10 protein-coding genes and 1 pseudogene are annotated in these 15,116 nt (G+C 43.1%); 7 read left to right on the top strand and 4 right to left on the bottom strand.

The window, feature by feature from the left end; all coding sequences use genetic code 11:
- Positions 1–27 precede the first annotated feature (27 nt).
- Complete coding sequence (locus tag JWH17_RS11935) at positions 28–1,230, top strand: MalY/PatB family protein (RefSeq protein ID WP_205222851.1); 1,203 nt, start codon at positions 28–30, stop codon at positions 1,228–1,230.
- Between the two features lie 151 nt (positions 1,231–1,381).
- Here JWH17_RS11935 and JWH17_RS11940 read toward each other — a convergent pair whose 3' ends face one another.
- Positions 1,382–2,392, bottom strand: a complete 1,011-nt coding sequence (locus tag JWH17_RS11940) for a zinc-binding alcohol dehydrogenase family protein (RefSeq protein ID WP_205222852.1) — start codon at positions 2,390–2,392, stop codon at positions 1,382–1,384.
- Between the two features lie 1,598 nt (positions 2,393–3,990).
- Between JWH17_RS11940 and JWH17_RS11945 the strand changes: the two genes are divergently transcribed.
- Both JWH17_RS11945 and JWH17_RS11950 read left to right on the top strand, forming a co-directional pair.
- Positions 3,991–5,250 (top strand): radical SAM protein, encoded by a 1,260-nt coding sequence (locus JWH17_RS11945; protein WP_205222853.1) that lies wholly within the window; start codon positions 3,991–3,993, stop codon positions 5,248–5,250.
- A gap of 417 nt (positions 5,251–5,667) precedes the next feature.
- Positions 5,668–7,161, top strand: a complete 1,494-nt coding sequence (locus tag JWH17_RS11950) for a right-handed parallel beta-helix repeat-containing protein (protein WP_205222854.1) — start codon at positions 5,668–5,670, stop codon at positions 7,159–7,161.
- Between the two features lie 643 nt (positions 7,162–7,804).
- Here the strand turns inward: JWH17_RS11950 and JWH17_RS11955 are convergent.
- The gene (locus JWH17_RS11955) at positions 7,805–9,178 is read right to left on the bottom strand and encodes an outer membrane beta-barrel protein (RefSeq protein ID WP_205222855.1); all 1,374 of its coding nucleotides are present in this window, start codon (positions 9,176–9,178) and stop codon (positions 7,805–7,807) included.
- A 917-nt stretch (positions 9,179–10,095) separates the two neighbouring features.
- Between JWH17_RS11955 and JWH17_RS11960 the strand changes: the two genes are divergently transcribed.
- From JWH17_RS11960 to JWH17_RS11970, 3 genes are all read left to right on the top strand, one after another.
- The gene (locus tag JWH17_RS11960) at positions 10,096–11,577 is read left to right on the top strand and encodes a PKD domain-containing protein (RefSeq protein ID WP_205222856.1); all 1,482 of its coding nucleotides are present in this window, start codon (positions 10,096–10,098) and stop codon (positions 11,575–11,577) included.
- Positions 11,578–11,670: 93 nt separating this feature from the next.
- Positions 11,671–12,051, top strand: coding sequence for a fibronectin type III domain-containing protein (locus JWH17_RS11965; RefSeq protein WP_205222857.1), 381 nt, complete (start codon positions 11,671–11,673; stop codon positions 12,049–12,051).
- 27 nt (positions 12,052–12,078) lie between these two features.
- Positions 12,079–13,557, top strand: coding sequence for a right-handed parallel beta-helix repeat-containing protein (locus JWH17_RS11970; RefSeq protein ID WP_205222858.1), 1,479 nt, complete (start codon positions 12,079–12,081; stop codon positions 13,555–13,557).
- A gap of 582 nt (positions 13,558–14,139) precedes the next feature.
- Here the strand turns inward: JWH17_RS11970 and JWH17_RS23775 are convergent.
- Positions 14,140–14,301 (bottom strand): annotated as a pseudogene (locus tag JWH17_RS23775) (IS256 family transposase); the annotation flags it as partial.
- A complete protein-coding gene (locus tag JWH17_RS11975) occupies positions 14,244–14,414 on the bottom strand; it encodes a hypothetical protein (protein WP_205222862.1) in 171 nt (56 codons plus the stop codon). The pseudogene JWH17_RS23775 and the gene JWH17_RS11975, both read right to left, overlap by 58 nt.
- A 126-nt stretch (positions 14,415–14,540) precedes the next feature.
- Between JWH17_RS11975 and JWH17_RS11980 the strand changes: the two genes are divergently transcribed.
- On the top strand, positions 14,541–15,116 hold a 576-nt coding region (locus JWH17_RS11980; RefSeq protein WP_205222859.1), incomplete at its 3' end, for a transposase.

Genomic DNA, 15,116 nt, shown 5'->3' on the forward strand with positions numbered 1-15,116 from the left:
GAAAAAGCTGTATGAGTGCAGGGCAAAATGAAAATTAGTAAGGACTGGAATTTTGATGAAATCATAGACCGGAGTAATACCGGTTCCGTGAAATGGGAACCCGATATTTTACAAGCGAAATTTGGTAGGGGCAGAGAACATTTGCTTGCCATGTGGGTGGCGGATATGGATTTTAAATGTCCGACTGTTGTTCGCACTGCCATGGAGAAACGTCTGGCGCACCAGATATACGGGTATACCACGCTTGATCCAGGATACTACCAAGCAGTGATATCGTGGTTTCAGCGAAAACATGGCTGGAAAATCAACCGGAAATCCATCCTCACAAGTCCGGGAATTGTCCCTGCAACCAACTATGTTATCCAGAGGTTTTCCAATCCTGGTGATAAAATTTTACTGCAGTCCCCGGTTTATTATCCCTTTGCTGCCGGCATCAGAGCCAATGGTCGGCGAATTTGCGATAATCCTCTGCAAATTGTTGATGGCTGTTACCGGATGGACTTCCAGGATCTGGAAAAAAAAGCTGCCGACCCGAGAGTGAAAGTGGCCATTTTATGCAGCCCGCACAATCCGGCAGGCAGGGTGTGGTCGGCCGCGGAACTGGAACAGTTCGGCCGGATATGTATCAAACACAATGTTCTTATCTTTGCCGATGAGATTCACTGCGACCTCATTATGCCCGGCTATAAGCATACCAGCTTCCAGACGTTGTCTGAAGAATTCGCATTCCATTCCATTGCAGCCAATGCTGCCAGTAAAACCTTTAACCTGGCTGGGCTCTCACAATCCAATTTGATCATTCCAAACCAACACATCCGGGATGATTTTTCCATTTATTACGAAACGCTCGGGATTGGACCGGGCGGCACAGGCACTCTGTTCGGAGCCATTGCTACCCAGGCAGCCTACAACGAGGCAGAACCCTGGCTGGATGACCTGCTTGTATATCTTCATGCTAACTACACCTACCTGAAAAAACGTCTAGAGGAAGAAATCCCGGGAATCCGCGTGCATGCCCTTGAAGGAACGTATCTCGTTTGGGTAGACTTCAACGGCTTAGGTTGTTCACCAGAAAAGGTTTCCCACATTATCGAAGAAAAAGCTGGACTAGCGCTTGATCATGGAGATTGGTTCGGAGAGAATGGAGCTGGATTTGAACGATTTAATATCGCTTGCCCAAGGTCGGTACTGGAAAAAGCCCTTGATTCACTTGTGCGGGCATTCAATTAACCGGCATGGCCATACAACACCTCTCACCTGAGCGCGCTGTGATATATGTGTATATTTGTATTCTTTTTATGGGATTATTAATACTTAAGCCAGCAGCAGCATGATGCGGCCGCTGGCTATACTCTCTTAGGAGTTATTTCAGAACAGCTCCCTAGTTAAAAAACCCCTCGAGTACGTTCTTCCCGATCACAGTACCGCTCTCTTGCTGCAAATGGGCAGCCTTCAGTGTTTCCGCACTGATTTTCCCAAGATTATTGGTCACCGTGGAAATCAGCATACCATCGTCAATAAGCTCTGATACTCGGTTCAGCAATGCATGCTGTTTTTCGATATCATCGGTTTGGAACATCGAGCGGGTAAACATGAATTCCCAGCTAATGGTCAGGGCTTTTTGTTTACCCAATTTAATATCCAAAGAAAGAGGATCATCAATCAGCGCGATATGGCCACGAGGCTTTATAAGCTCGATGATGGCTGAATAATGCTGGTCTGTCGCAGTAAGCGAGGCAACATAGCGAGGTTGAAGGCCTAAAGCCTTCATTTGATCGACAAGTGACTCACGATGGTTGATCACATGATCCGCTCCCATTTTTGTGACCCACTCAGAGGTTTCTGGACGAGATGCGGTGGCGACAACGGTCAGGCCAGTGAGTTTTTTAGCCAGTTGAATCAAAATCGACCCAACCCCGCCTGCGCCACCAATAATCAGCAGACTCTCGCCTTTTCCTTCCCCTTCTTTAATCCTCAAGGCGTCAAACAACAGTTCCCAAGCAGTAATAGAAGTCAGCGGCAAACCGGCTGCTTCGGCGAAGCCAAGGGATTTCGGTTTTTTCCCAACGATTCGCTCATCAACGGCATGCAGCTCGGAATTTGTACCCGGCCGGGTGAGATCTCCAGCGTAAAAAACTTCATCACCCACTTTAAATTTGCTGACTTCGCTCCCTATTTGCCGAACAACGCCGGCAGCATCGTAACCAATCACCTTGGGACCTTTTTCGGGCGCCATATTGGTACGTACTTTCACATCTACAGGATTGACCCCAATTCCCCTGACTTCGACCAGCAGATCACGTGCCCCGACCTCCGGTGTTTCTGCTTCAAATTCGATCAATGCATCCGACGCGGTGATTGGCCCATTCTTGATGTATCCAATTGCTTTCATATGTTCTCTCTCTTCGTTTATGCCCAACAAGCTCTTATCAAAGGTAACCGCAAAATCCTTGCACGATGATTACACGTCACATATCACGATTATCCATTACCTGGTGAAGCGTTACTCAACTCACATACGAGCAACTATAGTCATCGCTTGCCGACAAGTAAAATTAGTTGCCTGCATTAAAACACTTAACAATACAAAGAGCCCCCCATTCCATCTAACTTGACCATGATCCCTGAAGAGAGGTAGCATTACACATTTGAAAGTGCCTTTTATAATGGAGGAGCACCTCATGCTCAGCGTCGATTGACATTACAAGACCGGACATGGTTGATAATGGCGCTGAGATAGCCAAAAAACTGTTGGGCCTCACTATCTGTTGGATTAGTTTTCTGCCGTTCTTCATACTTCATAAACAGCTGGATCAAAACCTGTTAATGCTCCTCTTGCTCTAACTCGCCAAGTATTTCCCATAGATTATTTGCGTCCATACCATCCCCCTTCTTGAAAAACTTTCATAACTTTTACCGTTCCAGTGATGTCAACACCATACACTAAAAGTTTGTTGAAAAATATTGGCAAAAAAAATCCGCCTTTTCATATGAACGAGACGGTTGAAGGCGGACCTCGATCATCGGCTTCCAAGATGTGGTACAGCATCGTATAATCCTATTGTACATCAAAATGTAATCTTACATTACCTCCCAAAAGAGTGTTTTAGTCTTGATCATTTCATACTTCCTCTGTGTAGGATGATCGCAGAACGGCCAACACATACAATTAATTGGTGGTTCGAAATGTGTACACACACCTCTTCCGTCCCCTGATCCATCCAACCATGGGGTAAGGTGATTCTTTTTTCTGATGAGTAACATTATGAAGATTATTTTTACGGAGGCGTTAGCGGCTATTATTGAGATGGGTATAGTCTTTTCGTACCAATTCCAAGGGAAGCGAAACACCATAACCTACTAACTCAAATTGGAGAATTCTCCAACTCCATGAGAAGCATTACAAAATAATATTCGTTATTTTGAAAGAATTGAGGGGTAAAAATTAGCTAATTGAGTATAAAAAAAGAGCATATTTGTAATTGTTAACAAAGTAAGTGCCCGCTAATATTTTTCCATTGAGGCACTCTCATAATTATATGTGAACCTTGAGACTCATCTGGCTCCCATTGTTCAAACACTTCCGAAAAGTGAGGTTCGTTGTCCTGTTTTCCGACAGAGATAATAAATTCCATAATTTCGGAAAAAAGATCCCCTCCCTCCCCTCGAGATTTCTTCACGCAAAACAAGCTAAGACTATGAAGCAACAAGGAAAAACATCTTATTTTTTACTCGGCACATATTATGCTAGAGCACAATAGATACAAGATGACTGGGTGCCATTTTTTGAATTCCGGTTTTTCGCTATGATAAAAAGTGGACATGTTGCCCCTGTCCAAGGTATCCAACCAATATTCTGAATACGTAGCGGGATGTTTCAATTATTCCGAAAAACAAAATAACGAGTTAAGTCAAAAATAAAGGTTGATTTAAAAAGCTAAACCGATGGCCCCCAAAACGGGACTACCTCTTAATATGGAATTGTTAGATATGAAAAAAGTATGTGTAAGTTTTGGTAACGGATGCCCTCGAAGTTTACAAGATGCGACACTAATAGTTAAATATTTTCGAATGAATGGGTGGGAAATAACTACAAAGTTTCAACACGCAGATATTGTCGTTTTATTTGGATGTGCTTTCACCCAAAAGTACGAAAATGAGACTCTTGCGCTGCTAAAAGCAGTAAACAAAAAAATGAAAAAAGGTAATAAACTTATCCTGAGTGGTTGTATTTCCGGCATAAACCCTGAAAGAGCAGTTGAAGCCTTTAATGTCATTGCTTTGAAACGTAAACAGTTTAATCAGCTAGATGACATCATTAATGCGAAGAAAAAAATTAACGAAATCCCCCTGCCAAATGATTTCAGTGAATACCAAGAGGATCTTTTTAATAGTTTCTCTGCTTTCGATAAGTTTCTTGTTGAACAGGATCTGCAGTCATTAAGAACGTCGGCTAACAAAATATTCCACACCCTCAAAAATAAAGGCTTTTCTTCTCTGAAAAATAAATTCAAAAAAGTGGTAGTCCATGGACCACAAGAGGAAAGTATTTCCTACAAAGGGGAGGCTATCTATAATATACGAGTTGCAACGGGTTGCCTGGACGAATGTAGTTATTGTGCTATCAGATTTTACTGTGGTTCTGTGAAATCTGTCCCCTTAACAGAACTTCTAAAAATCTTTGATGAAGGGCTAGCTAATGGGTATACATTATTTCGTTTGTTGGGAGAGGATGTGGGGTGCTGGGGACAAGATATCGGAACAGATATTACGGAACTCTTGGGTGAAATGATGAAAAGAGATGTTCCTTTTCGCCTTATTATCGATGATTTTAGCCCAAGATGGTTGAATCAATACTTTCCGGTATTGTTAGAACTCATCACTAAAAACAAATCTAAATTCGAATACATAGGGATACCTGTCCAATCGGGGAGTGATAAAATTCTGAAATCAATGAAAAGATTGTACAAAGCTAACGAAGCGTTAGAATGTATTAGTTCTATTCATGCAAAGGTTCCTGAGTTGAAACTTGGTTGCCATATACTTATCGGTTTTCCCGGCGAGGAAGAGACAGATTTTGAGGATACAATTAATTTTGTGAATGCGGCAGGATTGAGCAATATTATTGTCTACTCATATTCTGACAGACCTCATACAAAAGCATCGTTATTGACAGACAAAATCACAGATAAAGTAATTCAAGATCGAATGCGACGTGCTAAAGCTGCCATAGCAAAGCTTAATGAGTAAAACTAAATCAAAAAAAAGGTTCATCAGGTAAATGTGTCCTCTATAAAAATGACATAGAGCAAGACTTTTTTTGCTGTTGAATCAAACAATAAGGTGGTCTACTTTACTCCGCCAGCCCATCGATTGGGTCGGGCGTCAACTGTGGATACCAAATAATTCATGCCGTAAGCAGTTTTTCGTAATATTTTTTTTCAAAGCCAACTGGCAAAAAGAGACCTCGGCCTCTTTTGCTTTCTTTATCTACTACAACAATTTGATAGGGTAATAAAAAAACAGACATCTTCTTCAATAATGAAACACCAGCCTATACGACAAAAGTTCCCCAAAAGCTATCTTGCCAATATTATCAGGGATGATCATCTTCGTCACTACACCAACTCTGATATCGGGTTTGAGTTATTATTTTAAGGTGATTAAATGCGACTGACACTATTAATAATGTTCATATTATCGATATTAACACCAGAGATAAAAGCAGCCACATTTCATCGTTTACCCGGACAGCTAAAGCAAATACAAACCTGCACCGGAGCCACCTACTATGTTTCCAACAATGGTAGCGATGCTGCTGACGGTTTAACTCCCGGCACTGCTTGGAAGACTATAAGTAAAGTAAATAGTTCTTCTTTCCTCTCACCTGGAGATTGCGTACTGTTCAACCGTGGTCACACCTGGAATGAACAGTTAGTCATCCCATCTAGCGGTAATATTGCAGGTGGTTACATTACTTTTGGCGTCTATGGCTCAGGCGCTAAACCTTTACTTGATGGTTCCGGAGTCAGTTTAGCCAAACATGCGGGCCTGATACAATCATCAGGTAAAAGCTATATCATCATAGATGGCTTGCGCGTGCAAGATGTCGGGTATGTGATTCCCGGTGGTGACTCTGCTGCCGGCAATGAGAACCATGGTATCAACTTTGCAATTGGAACAAGCCACGGGATAATAAGAAATTGCGAGGTTAGCAATACCGAAGCTGCCGGAATACGTGCTCACGGATCAAAGAATATAGTGATCGCTGCAAATGAAGTGGAAATGGCATGTGTAAGGAGCAAAAGTGAAAGTATATCTATCTCCGGCCGCTCGCATGACATCGAAGTGATGTACAATAAGGTTCATAACAACGGAGCCACCGGTCCTGGATATGGTGGTTCTGGTATAGACATGAAGGGTGGCTCATACAACGGTAAGATTCATCACAATGAAATTTACAACCTACACAGTGTAAATGGGATCTACGCTGATGCCTGGAATAAGTTGACTACCAATATCGAAATATACAATAACTATGTTCATGACTTCACCGATGGTGGCACAGGTATCCAGACAAGCTCTGAGCAAGGCGGCACTCTTGATAACGTGCTTGTACATCACAATATTATTGAAAATATAAGGACGGGTTTAATGATACACCCAGGTCGTGCTGGAAAAGCCGACCCTATTCAGAACATATACGTTTATAATAACACAGTTGTAAACTGTGGTCCTGCTTCGCCTGCTTCGGAAGGCGGATATTTTATACGGAACCCTGACGCCTCTAATGTCAATATAAAGAATAATATTTTTAGCCAAAACGTTGGTTATCAGGTTGGCTTTTCTACAACGAGCATGACAATTCCAGATAGGGCCGGCTACAACATCGAGAATAATGTCATGCATGGAACTATCAACACACCGAATGTATCTAGTGTGGATGGAGTTGCAGGTAACAACGCAATACTTTCAGACCCACTCTTTATCAGCGCGAGCGATTTTCACTTGCAAAATGGCTCACCCGCTGAGAATACGGGAAAGGCCTCAGTCTGGCAAGGAATACCAAATATAACAGACTATGACGGGAAGGCTATAACCGACGAAAATGGAAACATTGTAACTCCTGATGGAACAGTTAACTGCGGGGCTTACGAATAACAGAAAGAGGTGGGCCCGAAAATTTGAACAAACCTTTTGTAAAGGGCCTGCTACCTATTTATAAGCTATGGGTACAAAAATGGAGCAAAGAGAGAAAAAACATTGAAATGTTCTATAATTTTGCATTGTCTTTATTTTGTTGTTGACTCCTTCAGGGCCCACGCGGATAGACTGTCCACATCAAAACAGGTCAATATTCCTTCAAAATGCCTTTACATAGTCTTCTCAAATTTCAACAACTTGTCTATGCCAAAGCTTCTAGCCATCTCTATCCAACGCCACAGTTGTCATTCAACTACATTGCTCATGTAGCTATTGATCAAGCCCGACTTAATCCCAAATGTTTGAAAACATCAACAATAGTCAGGAACATGAGAAGGTTGAGCACATACCTTACTAAGGACTTGGTGTATTTGAAGTGAAGATGGGCAAAACCAATCTCTACTCGACGGATCGTTTCGCACTTGGGATTGTTTTCAGGGCTCCAGAGCATCTACCGTTATCTCGACGAGGAGAACACCTAAACTGAAAGTCGCGGCTGATCTTCAAAATACCTCTTTTTTCATTTGACCATAAAACGAAAATATTTATGGGACCAATAAGGGTGGCACCTTATAAATAAATATATGCCATATATCTTTGATTAAAGAGACACAATAAATTTGAGGAGCACGCTGTTACTACGGTAATCATTCGCCTCTATATCTGAGTCTCGAGTTTCATAAATGTAGCTTAGCCTTGCCGTCATCCACTCTTTCAAATTAAATTGGATAGATGGGGTAATTTGAAAATAATCATCGTTCCGGTCACTTTGATCTCCTCCCTGGTAATCTCTCCTGCCAACACGAGCAACCAGGCCTGCCAAAATTTTAGATGTAATGTTCTGGCGATAACCGAGCCTCAAGAAATTATTCCGTGTATAGCCGTAATTATTACTATCAGATACAAATATGTTACTGGCACCCAAGAGAGTTAAAGAAGTTTTTTCGGTGATATTATATTGAATTCTAAGGTCTCCTGCAGGTTCGCTAGCATCCTCAGCATCTTCTGCATCACGTGATCTATTCACGTAACCTAAGCGTGCGCGGAGGCTCGTTTTTCCCGATGGTCGCCATTGCATACCCGCATAAAGGTTATACTGATCAGCATCGTTCTCTGTTGCCGTATCAAAGGATAACCGAACGTATTCACCGTTGAGAAAAACAGAAGTTTTCGGTGAGTATTGATAGTTTAAATACAGGGCACCAGCATTATCAGTACGGTCACGGAAAGCTCTTTCCGGTCGTTCGTAGTCCAGGTAAAAATTAGAATAGACACCTTCGACGGAAAGCTTTGGGTTGAAATCGTAATCAGCTGAGAGAATCAGCACGTTGGAGTTATATGTCTGCAGGACACCATCAAGGGAACCGTCTGACCGGAAAGTATCAAACGAGTGGATATACTTGTCAATCAACTCAAAAGTTACATCATCAGAGAGTGCATAGGAAATCATTCCTTCAGCGGTATGATTAGTGGTGTCATTTTGGCCCTCCGAAGAGTAGCTGATTATATCGGCCTCGTACAGCGCGTAGGCCTGAAATTTCTTTTGGATATTACTTGGCTGAAACTCAAAAGCCAAGCCGCCAGGGGCGGTGTTTGAGGGGTCGATGTTAAGCACAATCTCTTTGCTTCGAGGCGTTGCAACCCAAAGTCCAGGTGAGATTGTTGTATAAAAGTCCTCCTTCTCATTGTCTTTGGTATTGAAAATGTTGTCTGAATATCCTCCCTCTACCGATAGAAAAGGGTGAATGTATCCAGTGGCAGCGTTAAAGGTTTGTTGAATGGTATCATGGATTGATAATTCTTGTACCTGGACAGTATCATTTGTCGCAGGTGGCAGCTCAGATTCGCTTTGAGCATGATGGGGAAAGATTACCATAGAGCAGACTGTCGCCAGCAGTGTAACCTTCGCGGTGCAGCTACGAGTAGAATCAATTTGTTTGGAGTTACTAATCTTCTTCATCAAAATTTTCACCATAACCTTTTCATAATCCTTGAGGTATCGGTATCGTTTTTGATACAGTCCTTCCCCAGCGTCTACAGCTCTTCGTTAAACTTATTGAGAAAATGATTGCCAAGCCCTACCCCTCCTCTCACTCATGGTACAATGGCAATATAAAAATGTCTCCTGCTCTCCTTCATCAAAAATTTCCTGACCGTTGAGAACGCATTGGGTGTTGCTTTGTTACGACAACAAATGCTACCTCATCAAATCGCCGGCATCAAGTACCAACCCAGGGGGTACTTTTTATACGCGCGCCTTTGAGCTAACCTTTCTATATCACTCCAAGATAGTCAACAACTCTCTCAGAGTAAATTTTGACAGCTTCATTAGCCAATAGCAATAGAATTGTAGTGGCAAAACATTTCTGTCGGTAGTTCCGTTGAGCACCCCTACACTCTGGGGCCGATGAATATACTGTACCCCCTTAAAGTAACAGACAGCAAGCCTGACACAGGCTACAGCACATACAGATATAGCCTATCCAGCTAAAATATCAATAAAAATAAAGCCTGCGCAAATGGAGAGAGAATTCAAGCACCCAGTCATTATTACCAAACCGACAACAACCAATCAAAGCCAAACTGCGCAGGTTTAATGTCTGATTCCCAAGCAAGGATTTGAATTACTAGGGCGACAGTTGGATTACCAAGACAGCCATCGGATTACCAAGATCTCCTTTGGATTACCAGGAAATAGGACCAGAACTTTTTGCTATTTTTGTTAATTATCCATAATAACACGATAAATAAATTTTTTAAATATCTGGCATGCCCTCTGCTTATACGATGCCAATTGTAAAAAATAGTCCACCGGGAATTCAGAAAGGAAGATTTTTCTACCAACAGTTTCACGTTCCCAACACAGTAATACTTACATTGCATAAAAAAAAAATGAAGAAAAAAACACTGCTTTTCCTCTCTATGTTATTTTTCACCCCGGCCATTTCAACAGGGGCCGAACAGTACAGCCTGGATGTACAATTTGCCTTTAGCGCACCTAGCTACTCGACAAAACAGCTGCGCGGCTATCGACTTTACATGGATGGTCAACAAGTCTGCACAACAACCAATACCAGCAGCTCCAGGATAACCTGCAATGTCAGCTCCGAAGAAAGTACAGGTTATTTAACCCTCACAGCCTACTACTCCGATAATTCGGAGAGTCCGCCATCGCCTTCTTTTCCTTTTACCTTTGGCTCCAGTACCGGCACAGCATCTGACCAAGATACATCCACTCCACAGTCTCCGAATGCTGTCATCTCTACTTCAACAGCGGCGGGTAATACACCGCTGACAGTGAGCTTTAACGGGAAGTCTTCAACGGATTCCGACTCATCTATAGTAAGTTACAGCTGGACATTTGGAGATGGCACGGAAGGCAGCAGCGGTGCTACCGCCTCCCACATCTATACAACAACAGGTACTTATTACGCCAAACTCACTGTTGTCGACAGCCAGGGGCTCTCTGATACAACAACGACCCCCATCGTCGTGACCAAAAGCACTTCTATCGACGATAATGGCACGACTGACGCTGATACCGATAGTGGTGGCACGACTGATTCAGGCACAATTTCATCAAGTAGTTTAAACTTCGAGGTGGGCAGCCTGAGCATCAACAATAGTTGGGTAACAGTACTCTTTGAAAACAGTTACAATCAACCGATAGTTATTGCCGGCCCTCCAACAACTAACGGTGCGGATCCATCTGTGGTAAGAATCCGCAATGTCAACCAGAAAGGCTTTGATATACGTATCCAGGAATGGGATTATCTGGACGGCGGCCATGCCAGGGAAACCGTAAGCTACCTGGTCATGGAAAAAGGGACATACACCGTGGGCAACGGCATCAAGATGGAGGCCGGAAGTTTCAATGGCTCCAAAACACTTAAGCAGGTGTCCCTGCAGCAGAGATATGACCTCACTCCTGTCATCATGACCCAGGTTATGTCAAACACTGAAGATGATGCGGTGACTAACAGGTTGAGTAGCGTTGGTATAACTTCCTTTCAACACAAACTGCAAGAGCAGGAAAAAACAGCGGCTGGTCATTCTGCGGTTGAAACCATTGGTTACATCGCTTTTGAACCGGGCATGGTGGAAATGAACGGTGTCATGTTTGAGACCTCCCGGACACCTACGAATGTCGACCACAACTGGCTCACCCTGAAGTACGAAGCTGATTTTTCATCTAAACCCTTCTTCTTTGCCGACATGCAAGCCTCCTATGGTGGTGATACCGCAGCGGTGCGTATTAAGAATACATCACAAACCAGTACTCAGATAATAGTTGAAGAGGAAAAGTCGAAAGATACCGAAACAGGACACGCAAAAGAACCCATGGGTTACCTTGCTATCGGTACAGCTAAATAAGGCAACTGCGAACCATGAATCAACAGAAAATCAAAGATAATCAACATATTTTGCACGCATCTAGAGTGCTGAAATAGAACACGGAGGTATCTCATGAAAATTTTAACGATGGGAATTGTAGGAATATTTCTTTCCGCAACAGCTACATTTGCTGCGACTTGCACGGAGCAATTTTCCTGGAAACCAAATACCGGCGCAGATATAACAGGATATAAAATTCATTATGGCTTAACAAATGGCGGCCCCTATAGTGGTTCGCTGGATGTCGGTAACCCAGACCCTACTAATGGACGGATTATAGCGGCAGTGCCGAACCTTACTTGTGGGAAAACGTATTATTTTGTCGCAACCTCCTATGACAAGGCGGGGTCGAAAAGTAATAATTCAAATCAGGTAAAATTATCTGTCACAGCTCCGGGTTCAAGTAGTAGCAATGAGCAATATCCACTTATAATAAATGTCGCTTCGGATTAGATCCCTTTTGATCCGTAGAGGAAAAATATGTCTTTAAAAAATTTTAAGCCGATGAAAAAAATAATAATAATAAATTTTTTATTTCTAATCCTTTGTTGCCATGTCCCATTTTCAACACTCCATGCGCAACCGGGGAGCCCCTCAGACCTCCAGCCCCAAGGTACCGGCACCACCTACTTTGTTGCCAAAAACGGCAATAATAATTCCAGTGGGTTAACCGCTGCTTCAGCGTGGGCGACTATAAGTAAAGTAAATAGCTCTCGTTTTTCGCCTGGTGATCGTATCTTGTTTAAACGTGGTGACACGTGGAAAGAGCAGCTACTAATTCCGAGCAGCGGCTCAGCGACTGGTGGCAGTATCACCTTTGGGGCATACGGAACGGGAAACAAGCCTGTCATTGATGGCGCGGGTGTTAATCTAGCAAAAAACCATGGACTGATTAGGGGTAGCGGAAAAAATTATATCATCATAGAAAATATTCGAGTGCAAAACTCTGGGATTAATAAAGGTACCGAGAATTCTGGGATTGGATTTTATGGTGGTTCCTATATCACGGTGTCAAACTGTGAGGTATACAAGACAGAATCTGCCGGAATTAAAATGAATGCCAATTCCAATATTAGGGTACTCCACAATGACGTTTCGATGACCAATTGTAATAGTGCCAGCGAACAAATATCACTGTCTACTGTAAACGGATTTGAGGTAGCCTACAACGATTCATATAAGAACTGCAATCCTTCCTATAACCCTCCTGGAGGTGCTGGCATAGATTCTAAGCAAGGCTCTAAGAATGGCACGATCCATCATAACAACGTATGGGGTATAGCTGGTGGTTCCAACGGCATATACGTCGACGCATACAATGCAGATACTTATAATATTCAAGTATACAGTAACTATGTTCGTGACATAGGTGCAGGTGGAATATCTATAGGTGCAGAACAAGGAGGTGCTTTACATAATGTTACGGTGCGGCATAACATCGTTGAGAATGCCAAAAGGGGCGGGATAGTATTTCATAATGCAGGTCCGACTGGTGCTTCGGTTTATGATATATTCATCTATAACAATACATTGTATCGTAATGGGACAAGCGGCACCAACTGGTACGGTGGGGTAAGAATATTTGATCAGCTAATAAAAAGTGTAACATTTAAAAACAATATTCTCTCCAGTGCTTACAATTTCCAAATCGGTGTGGATAAAAATGTTAGCCCTTCAGTGGTTACCTTGAGTCACAACGTAATTTACGGCGTAACGGGTGGTAGTGGTGCGTTTGCCGATTTGAAGGGGACGAATACGATTTCTAAAAATCCGTTATTTAATTCTCCCGATAGTAACGACTTTCAATTACAGGCTGGTTCACCGGCAGAAGATGCCTGTGATAATTCCGTGTGGCAGGGTGTCCCAAATATAGAGGACTATAATGGTGTACCCATAACAGACAGTAACGGGGTTATTGTTGCCCCTGGCGGAAGAGTTAACTGTGGCGCTTATGAATAGCAGCGGGAACTCTGGTTTTGGATGCCCGAATTTTGGTTTCTGCTTGATACCCGTAAAAGTTGCTTAAATTTTCCATTGTGCTCTATAGAGGAAAAAAGGGACCTACCAGCTAAGGGTATCAGGAGAATTTGATGAAGCGCCACAAGATGGTGTTCCTGACTTTGTGCTGAGATTACCAACGCGATCGAAGTAATCTCAGCACAATAGAGCAACCACCTTTTAAGATAGTGGGATTGAGACATGGGTCACCCCGGAAGTTGCATGTATGAAGCAAGGTAAGTTTTTAATGCGCAGCGTTCACGAGAACGGACTCACGTTGAGAGAGGAATGTAATCCAAAAAGCATGGGGAGTGCGCCGACGGGATGATAGATTTCCCCAATAGGTCAACCTCCCCCAAACCATTTTGATTTTGCGCCCCGCCATTATCCCCACCTCACTATACCCCAAAAAATAAAATTCAGACCTCCTGATCTCAAGAGATTATTCGTAAGCGTCAGAACTTGGGTTTTTATAGCGTAAACACATAAAATGGAGCAAACCCCGTGGAGTTATAGTCAAGTCTGGCGTTCGGAGAATGATTCCTAAACGACAGCTCTGTCAGATTCTTCGCCCACTATTGGAGCCACAGGCTCCCCATCTTTAAATTGAACACCTCGTATTACATTTGCAAGCAGTTTAAAACCTCTCAGCCTTCGCCATCTTTTCTGAGCACTTTGGCCGAGCTTAAAAACCATGGAAAAAATCGTGTACCTGGCAACGCCGCCTCCTGTTCTTTGCCACGTTTTATCGGTCGAACATGCGGCTGGCTGACACTGACAATACGATTATCAATACGATGCTTGCGGTTCTCGTACATCCATTGTTGCTGGCGAAACACGAGTTATGATCAAAAGTGGTGTTTGAGTAAGCGATGAAAAAATAAATGACGTATCCTGTTGGAAATAATCGACCAAAATTAATCCCAACAAAAAAAGGATACGTCATGAGTGATAATAAAGTTATCCCGCTTGAAAAGCCAGCAGAGTTTTGTTCCGATCCGTTAACGGAGTTACTTCGTAAAGGTGCTCGTCAGCTGATTACAGATGCCGTGGAAGCAGAACTAAACGTCCTGCTTGATCAACACGCTGACAGTAAAGATAGCAATGGCCATCGTCAGGTAGTCCGTAACGGCTACTTACCTGAGCGTGAGATCCAAACAGGAATTGGTCCGGTTACAGTCAAGGTTCCAAAGATACGTGACAAAAGCGGACAGGGGGTCAAGTTCAATTCGGCTCTTTTGCCCCCTTATCTGCGAAAGACCAAAAGCATTGAAGAGGTTCTTCCCTGGCTCTACCTCAAAGGTATTTCTACAGGGGATTTCCATGAAGCATTACAGGCCCTTCTTGGCAGCGATGCTAAAGGGTTGTCGGCCTCCACCATTAGTCGGTTGAAGCAGGTATGGGAAAAAGAGCACGAGAGCTGGAGTAGACGCGACCTAAAGCTCAAGAGATATGTGTATATCTGGGCTGACGGTGTATATTTCAACATTCGCAGTGAAACAGATCGACAGTGCATCCTT

It is taken from the genome of Desulfogranum marinum (assembly GCF_016918565.1).
In the GTDB taxonomy this organism is placed as follows: Bacteria; Desulfobacterota; Desulfobulbia; order Desulfobulbales; family Desulfobulbaceae; genus Desulfogranum; species Desulfogranum marinum.

Bases quoted from the DNA above. Each gene is read 5' to 3' on its own strand.
- JWH17_RS11940 (WP_205222852.1), bottom strand. From the start codon at position 2,392: ATGAAAGCAATTGGATACATCAAGAATGGGCCAATCACCGCGTCGGAT.
- JWH17_RS11975 (WP_205222862.1), bottom strand. From the start codon at position 14,414: ATGTACGAGAACCGCAAGCATCGTATTGATAATCGTATTGTCAGTGTC.
- JWH17_RS11945 (WP_205222853.1), top strand. From the start codon at position 3,991: ATGAAAAAAGTATGTGTAAGTTTTGGTAACGGATGCCCTCGAAGTTTA.
- JWH17_RS11950 (WP_205222854.1), top strand. From the start codon at position 5,668: ATGCGACTGACACTATTAATAATGTTCATATTATCGATATTAACACCA.
- JWH17_RS11965 (WP_205222857.1), top strand. From the start codon at position 11,671: ATGAAAATTTTAACGATGGGAATTGTAGGAATATTTCTTTCCGCAACA.
- JWH17_RS11935 (WP_205222851.1), top strand. From the start codon at position 28: ATGAAAATTAGTAAGGACTGGAATTTTGATGAAATCATAGACCGGAGT.
- JWH17_RS11955 (WP_205222855.1), bottom strand. From the start codon at position 9,178: ATGGTGAAAATTTTGATGAAGAAGATTAGTAACTCCAAACAAATTGAT.
- JWH17_RS11970 (WP_205222858.1), top strand. From the start codon at position 12,079: ATGTCTTTAAAAAATTTTAAGCCGATGAAAAAAATAATAATAATAAAT.
- JWH17_RS11960 (WP_205222856.1), top strand. From the start codon at position 10,096: ATGAAGAAAAAAACACTGCTTTTCCTCTCTATGTTATTTTTCACCCCG.